The following is a 14974-nucleotide window of genomic DNA, read 5'->3' on the forward strand; positions in this document are numbered from 1 at the left end:
GGAGTCGGGGCGACCTTACCTGAGCTCAGTCGCTAGAGTCTGCCATCGGTTTCGAACTTCAGGGAGTTGTTCATGATCACGACCGCTCGCCGAACCGCCGCGGCGCGGAACGACTGGCGCAGCCTCTCACCGCGCGCGCTCGGTGAACCGCCCACGACGCAGGTCGCAGTGAGCGTGGTCATCCCGGCGCACAATTGCCAGCATGAGCTCGATCTCGCGCTGGCGGCTCTGGACGCGCAGAGTCACCCGCGCGAGCTGATCGAGGTCGTCGTCGTCGACGATCGGTCCGAGCCCGCGCTGGTCCTGCCGCAGCGTAGGCCCGCGGCGACGAGCATCGTCCGGGTGGAGGGCGGAGGCCACGGTTCCGGCCATGCCCGGGACGTGGGTGCGCGCCGCGCCAGCGGCGATGTCGTGCTGTTCCTCGATGCGGACATCATCGCCGATCGCCATCATGTCGAGGCGCACGCGCGTTGGCACGAACTCATCGACGACGCCGTCGTGTTGGGCTTCCGCGATTTCGTCGACGTCGAAGGCATCACCGCGGAGCAGGTGGGTTCGGCCGTGGACGGCGACCGGTTGGCCGCTGTCGTCGAGGGCCGGCCCAAGGAGCCCCACACCTGGATCGAGCAGTTGCTGGAGAAGACCGACGATCTCGTGACCGACCGCGAGGACCTGTGGCGCGCGGTGGTAGGGGCGAGCGTCTCCACGCGCCGGGACTTCTACGAGTCCATGGGCGGATTCGCCCACTTTCCCCGCCGAGGGATCGTCGACACCGAATTCGGATATCGCTGTTTCACAGCCGGCGGCGTGATCATTCCCGAGCGTGCGGCGTACAGCCTGCACCAAGGTCAGCGATCCTTCGCGATCAGGGGTGACGAGATCGCGCGCCGTAGGGCTCCGCTGATCGCCAATCACATCGCCAACCACCGGTATCGGCCGCCGGTCAATGGGCGGCAATGGGCCGTTCCCTATCTGCATGTCATCGTTCCGCCGGCCAGGGCCACGTTCATCACGGTGCGGAACACCGTCGACGACCTGCTCGCCGGCGATTTCACCGACCTGGTGGTCAGTGTGGTTTGCCCGCCGGACCACCCCGAGGCCGATCTGTATGCCGACTACTGGCAGTCCGATGGGAGGGTCCGGCTGGTCCCCGAGGCACCGAGCACCGGATTTCCCAGCCCGGCGACCATGGTGGTGCCGATCGGTACTCGGGTCGGCCGGACCGCGGTCGGCGGCTTGGTGACTCGTCTACGGGCGTGGACGCACGGCCTGGTCAGCGTCAGCGTGACGGGCTTGGACGCCCCGGTCGAGGTGTGGGCCACTCGCGCCCTGACTCGCGCGGTCCGCGCAGCCGGAGACTCCTCGTTGCGCGCGTGTGCACGCGACCTCTTCGGCGAGGCGTGGGTGGCCGGGGTCGACCATGGCATCGGGGTCGAGTCGGGCGCCTCAGACCGGCGGTTCGAAGACGGCCGCTTTCACGCCGGTCGGTAGACGAGTACAGCCGAACGGTCGGTGCCGCTGGCCTCGCGGGCCAGGCCCGGGGTCTCGGCGAGCCAGGCCTCAGCGGCCTCCTGTTCCTCAGGACGATCCACGTCGTCGAGCACGACCCGGGCGCCTGGCGCCAGCCGCGGTCCTAGCAGCGGCACCGCTGGGTAACGCGCTCGTGGACCACTCGCGCGTGGCGGGCCGTCGACCAGGAGGAGCTCGATGTCCTTGAGGTCCTGCACCGCGCCTGGGTCGTACCAGGTGAATGTCTGCCCGTCGAGGTCGATCTCACTCAGCGGCGCCGTGCGTACCTCGGCCACGTGGGACAGGCCGTGTTCGTCCAGTGCTCGCCGGGTCTGCTCCGCGTAGCGCTCGTCGTGTTCCAACGCCACGAGCTGGCCTTGGCCGATGGACTCCAGGGCGTACGCGAGCCAGACCGTCGATGCGCCGCTTCCGCACTCCACGACGAGGGCCGGACGGCTCTGCTCGACGAGGTGGAGTAGCCGGAGGATCGCGGTGGGCTCCATGGCCCAGCCTCCGGTCGGAGGCAGGGGAGCGCGGGCGGTGACGCGGTCCCGCAGCTGCAGCAGGGCCTGGACTTGCCGCACCGGCTCGTAACCCAGCTTGTCGATGTGTTCACGCAGCGTCACTTGCCGGCGCTTGTTGGCCTTGGAAGCCTCGTCGAGGCTGGCGATGACCTCGCGGCGCAGGTCGGCGACGCTGTCTGTGGTGTCGGAGACACCGTCGCGGACGCTGGCGACACCACTGCTGACGCCCAGGATGTCGGCGATCACCTTGTCGACCCGCTCGGTCAGTTCAAGATGCCGCTCGGCCGCGGCCAGCCGCTCCTGGGCGATGCCGCTGAGCGTTCCCTCCCCGGCGGCCTCGATGCGGCCGGCAGCGACCTGGAACTCGTCCGTCAGGGCTGCCAACGACCGCTGAGTGGCGGCCTCGACGTGACGCGGCAGCGTCTGCAGCCGGTCGAGACGCCGGTTGGCGTGCAGCTGTCGCTCAGCCGTCCGCTTGAGCCGCCGGGCCAGCTCGCCCTGCCTGCGCCGGACGTCGACGACAAGGATGAGCAGGCCAGCGAGCAGGAGTCCTATGGCCCCCACCGCAACATCGGTCTGGCCCGCCACCCCGGCGATCGCGGTCGCGACACCGAGTGTCGCGGCGGCGACACTAACGACGAGTTGCCGACCTGTCATGCCCAACACGAATTCGCCCAACCTTCCTTCGTCAGCGTGGCCGTGAGACTACCCTTTCGCGCGGCGGCACAGGCAAGAACCGTCTCCGTGTGGGCCATCAAGGCCGGCCGGGTTGTGAGTTCGTGATTCGAGGAGACGCGAGATGCGCGCATTCGTGCTGTGCACGGGCCGCTGTGGTTCCGTGACGTTCATCAAGGCCTGTGCCCACATCGACAACTTCAGCGCCGGTCACGAGACCTTGGCGAGCGAGGTCGGCACGCGGCGCTTCGCCTATCCGGACGACCACGTCGAGGCGGACAATCGGCTCTCCTGGTTCCTCGGCCCCCTGCATGCGCGGTTCGGTGCGGACGCGCTCTTCGTCCACCTTCGCCGCGACCCCGTCCTGGTCGCGCAGAGCTTCGAGCGGCGCTGGGACAACGGGCACAATGCGAACATCATCAAGGCGTTCTCCGAAGCCGTGATCCCGCACCGGCGTGAACGGCCGGTCGGCGAGCGCGGCGAGCTCGCGCGGTTCTACGTGGACACCGTGACCGCCAACATCGAAGCGTTCCTGCGGACGGTCCCGTACTCGATGACGATCGACCTCGAGGACGCGAAGGATCGCTTCCCGGAGTTCTGGTACCGACTCGGCGCGGAGGGCGACCTGGACGCCGCGCTGGCCGAGTTCGACCGTCGGCACAACGCCAGTGTCACTGACGCCACGGACGGTCAGGACAGGAACGGCGCCAGCGACTCCTCGAGCCGCGGTGCGAGGGTCCGCGCGTAGGTCGCCGTCAGATGGTGTGAGTCCCGCCAGACGACGACGTTGCCGATGACGGCGGGGCAGGTGTCGGTGGGGCAGATGGCCTCGTTGAGGTCGATGAGGTCGATCCCGCCCAGCTCCTGGACCGCGAGCACCTGGGTATCGCCGGAGCGGTCCAGGGCGTCGTCGGTGGGTTCGGCGCAGGTGGTGAGCCGGTCGGGGTTTTCGGAGATGCATTCGGCGGGGTCGTTGCCGAGCCAGGGGGTGTTGCGGATGACGGCGAGGTCGACGCCGGCGTCGCGGACGGCGTGCCAGCTGTCGCGCATGCCCGCGGCCAGGCGCTGGCTGCTCTCGTCGTCCCCGAGCTCGTGGCCGTCCTCGGCGACCCGGTAGGAGTTACTGCCAGTGGTGATGACGAGGTCGGGCCGGTCCGGGCCGGTGAGCTCGTCGAGGAGGACGTCGTTCCACTCGGTGCACGACGTGTACGGAGCGCCGTCGGCGTTGATGACGTCGACGCTGAAGAACCCGCATGCTGATTTGGTGTAGGTCTCGAGCCGCCAGCCGTTGCGGGAGGCGACCTCCTCGAGGGCGGGTTGCCATTGCGCGGCGTGGGAGTCGCCGACCAGCGCGACCACCCGGTCGGAGTCGAGATCGCCGTACGCGCACATGAGGATCTCGGCGTCCGTCTGGGACTGGTGGCAGCCATCCGCGTACACGTCGGCGTTGTCGTCGGGGACGTGGACGGGGTCGGGGGTCATGGCGGTGACGTGGTCGACGGGGCGGGCGTCGGGGTCGGTGGCGGGGTCGGGGCCGAGGGCGGCGGCGCCGGGGGCGTGGGTGGGGGTGTCGTAGTCGGGGATGGCGCGGGTGGTGAGGAACGCGGCGGTGAGGGCGATGGCGGTGGCGGTGGCGCCGACGGCGAACGCGCGGGCGGGGTGGGTGGCCAGGGCGCGGGCGTGGTGGATGGGTGCCTCGACCAGGCGGTGGGTGAGCCAGGCCGGGACGAGGCTGGCGGTGACCACGCCCAGGCCCTGGGCGGGGGTGAGCTCGCCGAAGGCGGCGGTGGCGGCGATGAGCAGGGGCCAGTGCCACAGGTAGAGGGAGTAGGACAGCGCGCCGATGAAGCGCATCGGGGTCGTGGACAGCAGCCGGCCGGGGGTGGTGTGGGTGGTGGTGAGCCCGGCGGTGATGACCGCGGCGGTGCCCAGGACTGGGAGCAGGGCGGTGTGGCCGGGGAAGGTGGTGGTCGCGTTGTAGGTGATGGCGGCGGTGGCGATGGCGCCCAGCCCGGTCCAGGCCAGGACGGTGGCCGCGGCGTGGGGTAGGCGGGTCAGGCGGGTGGCGCTCAGGGCGATGGCCGCGCCGATGCCCAGTTCCCAGGCGCGGGTGGTGGTGATGAAGTAGGCCGGGCCGGGTGCGGTGGCGCTGAGGTGGATGGACCAGGCCAGCGACGGGACGGTGATGGCGGCCAGGGCGGCCAGCAGCACCCGGCGCGGTGAGCACCCGCCGCGGCCGCGGCGGGTGGTGTGGCGGCGGTGGGCCCAGATGACGGCGATGATGAGCAGCGGCCAGGCCAGGTAGAACTGTTCTTCCACGGCCAGGGACCAGAAGTGCTGCACCGGGCTGGGTGGGGCGTCGGCGGCCAGGTAGTCCACCGTGTCCCCGGCCAGGCGCCAGTTCACCAGGTAGGTCGCCGAGGCGGCGATGTCGCCGGCGGTGGCCGCCCACCGCACCGGGGGCAGCAGCGCCACTGTGAGTGCGGCGGTGGCGCCCAGCACCACCGCGGTGGCCGGGAGCAGGCGGCGGATGCGGCGGGCGTAGAAGCGGGCCAGGCGCAACCGGCCGGTGGTCTCGATCTCGCGCAGGATCAGCCCGGTGATCAGGAACCCGGAGATGACGAAGAACACGTCCACCCCGACGAACCCGCCCGACACCAGCGGCAGCCCGGCGTGATACGCCAACACCAACCCCACCGCCACCGCACGCAAACCCTCGATATCCGCACGGAACCGCGATTGCCCGGTGTCAGCCGGGGCCGAGCTCAGGACAGCGGACCCGGCCACCGTCGCCATCAATGTCATCCTCCGTGCGTCTTCCCCTGCGTCCGCAGCCCACGATGATGCCATCCCGCATCGTCGACGCACGCCAGAACGCCGGTACTGGAGTGGGTCCGGGCCGCGGTGCTTCCAGCTCTCGTGCCTGTGCCACGGTCGCCATGATTTCCGCGATAAAGTCCCCCCTGGCGGCGCTGCCGCGGGGAGCATAGTGGTGGGACTCATGGCAGGAGGAGCTTCTCGATGACCGACAACTGGATCCGGAACGTGATTGCCGAGGCGGTGGGCACGTTCGCAGTTGTCTTCGTCACCGTGATGACGCTGGGCGTCGTCGGGCAGGCGACGCCGGCCATACTCGCGTACGGCTTCGTCGTCATGGGTATGGTCGCGGCGTTGGGTCACGTGTCCGGCGGGCACTTCAACCCTGCGATCACGCTGGGCATGTTCCTGGCGAAGAAGATCGATCCGTTCGGAGCCGCGGTGTACTGGGTCGCCCAGTTCGGCGGCGGTGCGCTGGGCGCCCTCGCGGTCATGCTGACGACGAACCGGGAGAGTGTCGCCGCCGGCACACCCATGATCAACGAAAGCCTCGTGAACGTCGGCGGCGCCATCGCCTTGGAGGCGCTGGTGACCATGCTGCTCGTGCTCGTTGTCTTCGGCACCGCCGTCGACGAGCGGTCGCCGCTGTCCGTCTACCCGTTCGCCATCGGCGGTACCGTCATCGCTGGCAGCGCTGCGCTCCTCGCCGTCACCGGTGGCGCGCTCAACCCGGCGCGTGGCTTCGGCCCTGCCGTCGTCAGCGGCGAGTGGGACGGTATCGCGGCCTGGCTGGCCGGGCCTCTCATCGGTGCGGTCCTGGCGTGGGCGCTCTACTGGTTCGTCATCGCGGACCGGCCTTCGTCGAGGCACACCCGCTATCCCGAGCCCGTTCCGCCGCCCGGGCCCTCGCTGCTTCCCTGACGCGGGACAGAAGGTCAGCTACAGGTCAGTCGGTTAGTCACAAGTGCGTTGGCCCGGTGTCTCCAGCGCGGGCCGAGCACTACGCCGGACCTGGTCGCGCCGCGTTCATCGTGCCGGATCGCCGGCCGGTCGTGAACGGGCGACCATAGTGATGCGGTAGGCAATTCCTCCGCTAGAGTCCTGCATGCTGGGGGCTCGTCGGCCATATCGGGCACACCGACGACCACGGCCCGCTCGGGGTGGAGCGAGCTGAGCCGTGGTGCGGGCTCCGCTGTTGGTGACGACGAAGGAGCGAGATGTATCCGGATGAAGGCGGCGGGGAGTACACCTCCATCGACGTGGACGCCCTTGGCGATGCCGTCGACGACCTGGACGCCACGCTGACCGGGCTGACCGACAGGATCTCCGGCCTGGAGTCCGACTTCGGCTATTTCGGGGTCGACAAGGGCAACCTGAACAAGCTGCTCGAGGCCAAGACCGACCTCGAGGACATCATGCCCGACATGCGGCGCCGGCACAGCCTGGCCGTCCAGCTGCTCGCCGAACAGCAGAGCAACGGGTGGGCCGGCGACGGCGTGATCAGCGTGCAGGGCACCGACATCCTCAACGACGACTTCGAGTCCGTCGAGGACGCCCAGAACGCCGGCCGGGAGCTGGCCGAGCAGGTCAACAACGGCGAGGGAGAGATCCCGCCGGAGGTCTACGAGCAGCTCGAGCAGTACGGCCATGACCCCGACTTCGCCGAGGCGTTCGTCAACAATCTCGACCCGGCGTCGCGCGGGCTGTTGCTCATGGACGCGGACAACCAGGCCAACGAGTACGGCGACGACGCGAACGAGGCCCCACAGCTGGCCGTCGCCAACGTCTTCTCGACGGCGAGCTTCCGCATCGACTACGACGCGGAGTTCATCAGCGAGATCAACCAGGCGCTGCTGGACATGGGTCTGCATCCGGACGGCATCAGGATCGTCGACCGCATCAGCGCGCTGACCCAGCACGGCAGCTGGGATCACGGCTCCCTGGTGGCGTTCTCCGAGGCCGCGCTGCACGGCGACTACGAGACCGTCGGCAAGGTCGAGAACTGGGCCGCGGTGTACTCCGGCCTGGCCCGCAACCCGCGCGCCAGTGCGGAGTACATGGCCGAGCACCGCGACGAGGTCTGGGAACAGATGCAGGTCATCGGCCCGGTGACCAGCGAAGAGGACTACCAGGTCGCGTTCGCCGAATTCTTGAACGCCGCCACGGTCGACGCCCGCGGCGTGTACGAGCGGCTCGGGCTGTACAACGACGACCAGGTCAACTTCGCCGAGCAGAACGCCGCCTTCGTGATCGAGAAGGTCGGCACGCTGGATGAGCCGTTCCCGTTCTTCGACGCCTACCGCACCACGTTCGTGAACATCACCGAGGAGTACTGGGACGACCTCGTCTACAGCATGGGTGCGCCCGGTGGCGTCAGCGACAACCCGGACCGGGACGGCATCGAGGTCGACCCCTCGGCGTGGCAGGCGTTCATCACCGAGGGCATGCGCAACCCCGACGGCGCGGCCCGGCTGCACGAGATGATGTACACCTGGTACGGCGAGTACATCAGCGGCAGCGCCGGGTCCGAGAACGGCAACGAGCACTTCTGGGACGACCTGGTGTCGCAGCAGATGGCAGCCGCGTTCAGCGGGTCGTGGGACACCGTCCTGCAGGAGATCGCCGACGACGAAGCGGCCCGTGAGGCGTTCATCGGCTCACTCGTCGACTTCGGCTTCAGCTTGGTCCCGCCGGACCCCCAGGCGCTGATCGACATGGGCAAGGACGCCTTCATCGACGCCATGAAGAACACGATCACGCAGGCCATCGTCAACGCGGGTGGCGGTCAGGGCCCGCCCGAGCTCAGCTACGACTTCGCCAACCAGCACAAGACCTGGGTGGCGACGGCGGTCGCCGAGTACAACGCCGGCAGCGTCGACCCGTACAACGACGGCGACGTGACCTGGGACTCCGACCCGGCGTTCTACGAGGAGCTCTACGGCGGCGACTTCACCGACTCCTCCGGCAACGTGATCTCGCCGTTCCTGCCCAGCGGGGAGCCCAACCCGGACTTCCCCGACGACCCCAACTCGCTGCATGCCTTCAACCAGTGGGCACAGAACCCGGCCATGCAGGTCTACATGGGCGAGAACCACCACGGGCGGTTCTGACCGGCCGCGCCGCCGCACCGGCGCGAGCTCAGTCGGGCACGTCGATCAGCACGATGATCTGGTCGTCCTCGCCGGTGGCGGCGACGGCGATGGTGTCGTCGTCCGCCCAGGCGGCAGGGCCCCCGAACGCGGCGGCGACGGATGCCTGGCCGTCGGCGGAGAGGTAGAGCGTCGGGTGTGCCGTCTGGTCGTCGTCCGCGGCGGCGTCGGCGACGGCCTGGGCGTGCTCGCTGCCGTCCTCAACCCGCCAGCCGTAGGCGTCCTCGTCCCAGCCGGTGAGCGCTCCGGTGCTGGCGAGGATGCCGCCGTCGTCGTTGACCGCCAATGTGAGCTGCGGGAAGCTGGGCTGGTAGTCGATGCTCAGCGCGTCGGCCGTGCCATTGAACGGACCGTCCTCGGTGACCGGCGGCGCGGACCCTCCGGCGGCCGAACCGAGCACCGTCGTCGCGATGCCACCGTCGATGGTGAAGACGCTCTGCGTAGTCTGCACCACCACCTGCTCGCCGGGGCCGGCGGCGATGGCCGACTCGCTGAACAGGGTCAGGTCGGCGGCGGCGGTGCCGTCGGGGAAGAACGCCGCACTGGTTTCGTCGTCGGTGAGGCTGCGATCGTGGTCGGGGTTGGGGCGGCCGGCGACGGTGGCCAGGGTGCCGTCGGACTCGACGCGGCGCAGCAGGAAGCCGGCGTCGGCGCCGGCTGGGTCGGCCTGCTCGGTGAACAGCAGGCGGCCCTCGGAATCGACGGCGATGTCGCCGACGTAGCCCAGTTCGGCCTCGGCCGCGGGGGCGCCGTCGGGCGTCACCGGCCCGGGAGCCTCGGGCGTGGGCGCGGGGACGCCGGCGGCAGGCATGAGCTCCCCGTCGGAGTACTCGTAGACGACGGCGTCGCCGCCCTCCTGGCCGGACCGGTCGGGGAGCACGTACACGCGACCGTCCGGGCCGGCGGCGATCTCCTGAACCGCACCTGCGGCCAGCTGGAGCTGCGCGGAGCGAACGGCGCCGTCCTCGCCGACCTGGACGATGACATCGGTACCGGCGACGCCCCAGAGGGTGCCGTCGCCGTCGGAGGTGAGCCGGGTGATGGCGAAGGGCAGCGCCGCGTCAGGTCCGGAGCCGTCGGACTGATCGCCGCCACCGGCCAGTAGTTCGACCTCGAACCCGTTCTCGTCGTCGGAGGAGCAACCGGTGACGACGGTGAGAGCGATGACCGTTCCTATGACCATCTTCCTGGTTCGCACGCAGTCACCCTAACCATCGCTGTCGGCCCGGTATGGAAGCGACATGGTAGCCTCACCATGCTCGTGACCGGACCGGAAGCAGGTAGTGATGAGCGACGACGTTCGCATGGTTCCCAACCCGTTCATCTCCGCGATGGAAGGGCTGCTGACCCGTACCGAGAACGCCGTTTCCGAGACGCCGAACATGGACGCTCCCACCGAGGCCATCGGCGATGGTCCGGCCTGGACGGGTAGCAAGGCCCGGCAGATCCACGACGACTACCTGTCGCCCAACGCCGGCCCGGTCAAGACCGCGCTGGACGGCCTGGCCGACGACGTCCAGGAGAAGATCGACGAGCTCGAGCCCGAGGTCTCCGAGGGCGCGGCCCGCGCCATGCGCATCGACCTGCAGATGCGCTGAGCGGGGTCCCGCCGGCCGGTCAGCGGTGCGGGGCTAGCGCCGCCAGCAGCTGCCGTTCCGTGCGCCCCAGCCCGTCCGGGCCCACCACCAGTGACGCCGTACTGCGGTACGTCACGAAGATCGCGCCCAGGGTGGCGCGCACGTACTCGTCCCACGGCTGAGCCGGATCGGTCCAGTCAGCCTCGGCGATCAGCAGCTCGGCCGGGTACCCGTAGCCGCGGGCGGCGGCCAGCGCGGGCGCGTCCATGACCACCACCGGCCGGAACCCGGCGGTCAGCACCTGCAGTTCGGCCAGCTCGTCCAGCACCGCGCGGACCTGGTCGGCCGAGCGGCCGATCATCACCACCACCACGACGGGGAGACGCTCGGCGCCGACCCCGGCCAGCAGCGTCCCCGGGGCGACGTCCATCGGGGTGTGCTGCTTGGAGTCGACCGCGAACAACCGGTGCACGACAGCCCGGGCGGTCACGCTGCCACGCAGCCGCGGCACCACCGTGCGGCGGGCGTACCGGTAGCCGGGGAGACGGCGCACGTGGCGCATCACCCGGCGGGGCCTGCGTCGGTCGGCCATGTCAGCCCTTCTCGGCGAGCGTGGTCAGCACCCGGGCCGCCTCGGCGGCGCCGTTGCCCGGGTCGGCGTCGGCGACCCGCTTCACCATCTGCTCGCCGCGGTCGAGGAGATCGGCCAGCAGCGGCTTGGCCTGGTCGACGGTGACGACGTCCAGCGAGTGCGCCCAACCCTGCTGGGCGGCGTAGTGCGCCCGGGCCTCCTGATCGTCCAGCGCCGTCGAATGGTTCGGCACGAACAGCGTCGGCAGGCCGAAACGCAGCAGCTCGTGGAACGAGTTGTAACCCGTAGCGCTGACGGCGAGGTCGAAGGCGTGGTACCGGCGCGACAGCGGGAACTCGCGCACGACGTGGACGTCGTCGACCCGCCCCTGCTGGGTGGCGATCTCCGGCTTCGTCACGCACACCTCGACCCCGAGGTCGCGCAGGGCGGCGACGACGGCGCCGAGGTCGCCGCTGGTGTCGTTGATGTTGCCGGCGCCGAGTGACACCAGTGCCAGCGGAACCGACGGGTCGAGTCCCAGCGCCGCACGGGATTCGGCCTTCGAGCCGAGGTCGTCGCGGTCCAGCACCGTCACCGGGCCGACCCGGTGCGCCGTGGCGGTCGTGGTGACACCGTGGTCGGCCGGAGCGGCCAGCTCACCGGGCTCGATGACCACGTCGAACCAGGCCGCCTTGGCCAGCTGCTCCCGGTTCTTGCCGGCGCGCCACATGCCGCGCCGCGACCACACCCACCGCACCTCCGGGAAGGCCGAACGGACCAGCGTGATGCCCTCGTAGGGCCACGTGCCGTCGAAGACCACCACCGACGGCCGGATCCGCTCGATGGTGGCGGACAGCCGGGCGGCGAAGTACTTGTGCCAGCGCGCCGGCTCCAGGCCGGTGGCGGTGGCCGACGGCAGGTACTCGTAGGGATGCCCGAAGTTCCCCACCACGGGCGCGGCCTGCGACAACGAGAAGAAGTGCGGCTCCAGGGCGGGCACGCTCCGCTGCGCGTAGGCCAGCAGTCGGGTCAGATGTCCCATGCCGGCACCGTTGCTGCTGACGAACAGCGCCCGCGGCGTCGCGGCGGTGCTCGCCGCGGCGGCGGCCGCGGCCGGTGCCGTCGTGCCGATGGGCGCCCCCGACGGCGGCCCGATGAGCCGGTGCAACCGCTCCACGTGGGCCTCGTGGCCGAACCGGGACCTGGCGGCACCGCGGGCCCGCTCGACCTGGGCGTCGTAGGCGGCCCGATCGGCATACAGGGCGTCGATGACACCCCGCACCTGGTCGGGCTCGGCGTACACCGCGGCGTCGCCGAAGACCCGCTCGAAGTGCGGCGGCAGCACGGCCGGGACCCCGGTGGCGAGCGCTTCCAGGATGGTGCGCCCGAACGCCTCGACCCAGCGCGGGTTGTGGAAGTAGACGAAGAAGTCGAGCGAGGCGAGGAAGTCCCGCGGCGGCAGCGCGCCGAACTCGAGCACCTCCCAGCTGTCCGGTAGCTCACCCAGCAGGTGCTCGGCCGGGCCGGCACCGCCGAGCACGCGCACCGTCCAGGACCCGTCGACGGGGTAGACGGCACGCAGGGTGGCGGCGTCGGCGGGCCACTTCTGCGGCGACGAGCGGCTGTGCCGGCCGACGACGGGACGGTCACCGGGCCGGGTGCCGGCCGGCCGCTGCGTGGCCCACGCGTCGACGTCGATGATGTTGACCCAGTCGGAGTCTGTCAGCGTGTGGGCGGGCACTCGCCCGGCGATGGAGTCGCGCACCAGCGGGCCGATGGGCGCCCACAGCGGCTCGCGGCCGAACCGGTGCCGGGCGATGTCGTGGACGGCCTCCGGGCGGTAGTGCTCGTGGCCGTCGATGTCGTAGGGCGCGGCGTTGGCCACGATGACGACGTGGTCGGCGTCGACGGGCGGCAGCTGGTCGGCGGCGTGCTGCAGCACGGCCGGATGCCGGACGACGACGACCTTGGCGCGCACCGGCGCCGGGCCGACGAACAACCGCGCCCGGCCGGCCTCGACCGCCCGCCGGATGAGCCGGTTGACCGGCGTGACCTTGGCCACCAGGGGCCCGTTCAGGCTGATCAGCCCGGTGGAGTAGCCGGCACGAGCCTGCGCGGTGATCTCCTCGGCGACACTGTGCGACGTGCCGCCCGGGAAGCGCAGGTCCGAGACGTCGAGGACGTCGACTTCTCGCGCGTCGTGTGCGGGCATGGTTTCAGATGGTGCCACACCCGGAGGGGCGCTCACTCCTGCCCGCCCGGATCGAGAACGGCACGGCCATGGTGATCGAACGGGTCAGGTGGTGGAGGCCGTCACCCGCTCGGCGGCGGAGCGGGCCGCCCGGCCGTCCGGGTTCTCGTTGCGCACCAGGACCGCTGACCCGCCGACGGCCAGCGGCACCAGGAGCGCGTCCAGCAGGGCGGTCCCGAGGTCGTCAGTTCCCACCAGGAGCCGGCTGCCGGGCCCCGCATCGAGCTGTTCGGCGCGCAATCGGCCGCGGTCCACCAGGCCGGCGAGCGTCTGCGTGGTCCCGGCGTGCTCAAGGGCCGGCTCGGCAGGGTCCGGCGGCAGGATCGGCGCGAACCGGTCCGGGTAGCCGGGCACCTCGACGGCGTAGTCGACCACGCCGGCCGGCAGCGGTTCGGTGAACCGACCGCCGAGCGGGCGCAGCGCCAGGGCCACCGCATCGCCCGGCCGGCCGGCCGCGACGTCCAGGGCGTCCGGCCCCGCGACCGTCACCTGGACGGCGTCGTCATCGGCGTCGAGAACCACGCAGGCGCCGACGGTCCAGCATGCGCACGCCCAGGCCAGCGCCTGCCAGTGGGCCGGCAGCAGCAGGCTCACGCGGTCGCCGGGCTCCACGCCCAGCCCGTCGGTGAGTAGGCCGGCGGTCTTCGCCACCCAGTTGTCGAACGTGATCGTGGAGAGCTCCACTCGCTCGCCGGTGGCGTCGTCGTAGAAGGTGACCAGCGGCCGCGAGCCGTCACGGCCCACCTCGGTGCGCAGTAGTCCTGCCGGGGTGTCGGTCATGGGTCGCAGCCTACGGCGGTGGACGGGCAGGCTGTCGGATCGGCGTGCTTGACTGGCGATGTGATGAGCAGGACGTGGCGGCCGCGGCGTCCGGTCGACGTTCTGCCGACGCTCGCCGTCCACCAGCGCGGGCCGTACGACCCCGCCTTCCAGGTCGACGGCGCCCGCATCTGGCGTACCTGCCGGCCCGGCGGCGAGCCCGCGACAGTGTGCCTGCGCGTCGTCGCCGGCAGCCGGGCCGGAGCCACCGAGGTGGCCGCCACGGCCTGGGGGCCGGGTGCCGCGGCCGCGCTGGAGGCCGTGCCCGACTGGCTCGGCGAGCACGACGACCCCACCGGCTTCGATCCTGAGCACCCCGTGCTGCGGGAGGCACACCGACGCCATCCCGGCGCCCTGATCGGCCGCACCGGGCTGCTCATGGAGGCGCTCGTGCCCGCCATCCTCGAGCAGAAAGTCACCGGCACCGAGGCATTCCGTGGCTGGATGCGGCTGCTGCGGCGCTTCGGCGAGCCCGCGCCCGGCCCGGCGCCGAACCGGCTGCGGGTGGTTCCGACGGCGGCCGAGTGGGCGCGCATCCCGTCGTGGGAGTGGCACCGCGCCGGGGTCGGGCCGCAGCGCTCCCGCACCATCGTCACCGCGGCCCGGCACGCCGCGCGGCTGGAGGAGACCACCGGCATGTCCACCGCCGACGCCGACCGCCGGCTGCGCGCCATCCCTGGCATCGGCCCCTGGACCTCGGCGGAAGTGCGCCAACGCGTGTTCGGCGACCCCGACGCGGTCTCCGTCGGCGACTACGGGCTCCCGCACGCAGTGACGTACGCCCTGACCGGGCAGCGCCGCGGCAGCGACGAGCTCATGCTGGAACTCCTCGAGCCCTACCGCGGGCACCGCCACCGCGCGTGCGTGCTGGTGCTGCGCTCCGGGCCCATGCCGCCGCGGCGCGGCCCACGCGCCCCGGTCCGCGACTACCGCGCCATCTGAGCCCCGGCGCCGCGGTCGCCTGGGCGACCTCCCCGCCCGCCCGCGCACGCCCCCGCCAACCCCAGCTCCTGCCGTCCCGCCCTCGCCAGCCCCTGCCGTCCCGTTGATCTTGGAGTTTTCGCGGAAAAGGCAGGCGAAAT

12 protein-coding genes are annotated in these 14974 nt (G+C 71.1%); 6 read left to right on the forward strand and 6 right to left on the reverse strand.

What is annotated here, in order from left to right:
* Positions 1–72: 72 nt before the first annotated feature.
* Positions 73–1491, forward strand: coding sequence for a glycosyltransferase family 2 protein (locus JIAGA_RS29905; protein WP_051426108.1), 1419 nt, complete (start codon positions 73–75; stop codon positions 1489–1491).
* Here the strand turns inward: JIAGA_RS29905 and JIAGA_RS33175 are convergent.
* The gene (locus JIAGA_RS33175; protein ID WP_051426109.1) at positions 1476–2690 is read right to left on the reverse strand and encodes a class I SAM-dependent methyltransferase; all 1215 of its coding nucleotides are present in this window, start codon (positions 2688–2690) and stop codon (positions 1476–1478) included. The genes JIAGA_RS29905 and JIAGA_RS33175 overlap by 16 nt on opposite strands.
* 142 nt (positions 2691–2832) lie before the next feature.
* Here JIAGA_RS33175 and JIAGA_RS29915 point away from each other — a divergent pair, with 142 nt between their 5' ends.
* Positions 2833–3456, forward strand: a complete 624-nt coding sequence (locus JIAGA_RS29915; protein WP_051426110.1) for a hypothetical protein — start codon at positions 2833–2835, stop codon at positions 3454–3456.
* Here JIAGA_RS29915 and JIAGA_RS35940 read toward each other — a convergent pair.
* Entirely contained in the window at positions 3399–5558 is a 2160-nt protein-coding gene (locus JIAGA_RS35940; RefSeq protein ID WP_425402768.1) for an acyltransferase family protein, read from the reverse strand. The two genes, JIAGA_RS29915 and JIAGA_RS35940, sit on opposite strands and share 58 nt — an antisense overlap.
* 171 nt (positions 5559–5729) lie before the next feature.
* Here JIAGA_RS35940 and JIAGA_RS29920 point away from each other — a divergent pair, with 171 nt between their 5' ends.
* Together JIAGA_RS29920 and JIAGA_RS0114830 are read left to right on the forward strand one after the other, a co-directional pair.
* On the forward strand, positions 5730–6446 hold the full coding sequence (locus JIAGA_RS29920) for an MIP/aquaporin family protein (protein WP_051426111.1): 717 nt from the start codon (positions 5730–5732) through the stop codon (positions 6444–6446).
* A 296-nt stretch (positions 6447–6742) separates the two neighbouring features.
* Positions 6743–8635 (forward strand): hypothetical protein, encoded by a 1893-nt coding sequence (locus JIAGA_RS0114830; RefSeq protein WP_026876270.1) that lies wholly within the window; start codon positions 6743–6745, stop codon positions 8633–8635.
* A gap of 28 nt (positions 8636–8663) precedes the next feature.
* On the opposite strand, the gene JIAGA_RS0114835 is transcribed toward JIAGA_RS0114830, so the two are convergent.
* Entirely contained in the window at positions 8664–9872 is a 1209-nt protein-coding gene (locus tag JIAGA_RS0114835) for a hypothetical protein (protein ID WP_157553181.1), read from the reverse strand.
* A gap of 88 nt (positions 9873–9960) precedes the next feature.
* Between JIAGA_RS0114835 and JIAGA_RS0114840 the strand changes: the two genes are divergently transcribed.
* Positions 9961–10272, forward strand: coding sequence for a hypothetical protein (locus JIAGA_RS0114840; RefSeq protein WP_157553183.1), 312 nt, complete (start codon positions 9961–9963; stop codon positions 10270–10272).
* Positions 10273–10291: 19 nt separating this feature from the next.
* Here the strand turns inward: JIAGA_RS0114840 and JIAGA_RS0114845 are convergent, their stop codons facing one another.
* The 3 genes from JIAGA_RS0114845 to JIAGA_RS0114855 all read right to left on the reverse strand — a co-directional run bounded on the left by JIAGA_RS0114845 (position 10292) and on the right by JIAGA_RS0114855 (position 13853).
* Entirely contained in the window at positions 10292–10843 is a 552-nt protein-coding gene (locus JIAGA_RS0114845; RefSeq protein ID WP_035812559.1) for a hypothetical protein, read from the reverse strand.
* A 1-nt stretch (position 10844) separates the two neighbouring features.
* A complete protein-coding gene (locus tag JIAGA_RS35290; RefSeq protein ID WP_026876274.1) occupies positions 10845–13034 on the reverse strand; it encodes a glycosyltransferase in 2190 nt (729 codons plus the stop codon).
* An 84-nt stretch (positions 13035–13118) separates the two neighbouring features.
* Positions 13119–13853 carry a TIGR03089 family protein gene (locus tag JIAGA_RS0114855; protein WP_035812561.1) on the reverse strand — a complete coding sequence of 245 codons (735 nt, stop codon included), beginning with the start codon at positions 13851–13853 and terminating at the stop codon, positions 13119–13121.
* Between the two features lie 63 nt (positions 13854–13916).
* On the opposite strand from JIAGA_RS0114855, the gene JIAGA_RS0114860 reads away from it, so the two are divergent.
* Positions 13917–14834: a DNA-3-methyladenine glycosylase family protein gene (locus tag JIAGA_RS0114860; protein WP_211239669.1), complete on the forward strand. Its 918-nt coding sequence runs from the start codon at positions 13917–13919 to the stop codon at positions 14832–14834.
* Positions 14835–14974 lie beyond the last annotated feature (140 nt).

Origin of the sequence: Jiangella gansuensis DSM 44835 (assembly GCF_000515395.1) — a bacterium.
Taxonomy (GTDB): domain Bacteria; phylum Actinomycetota; class Actinomycetes; order Jiangellales; family Jiangellaceae; genus Jiangella; species Jiangella gansuensis.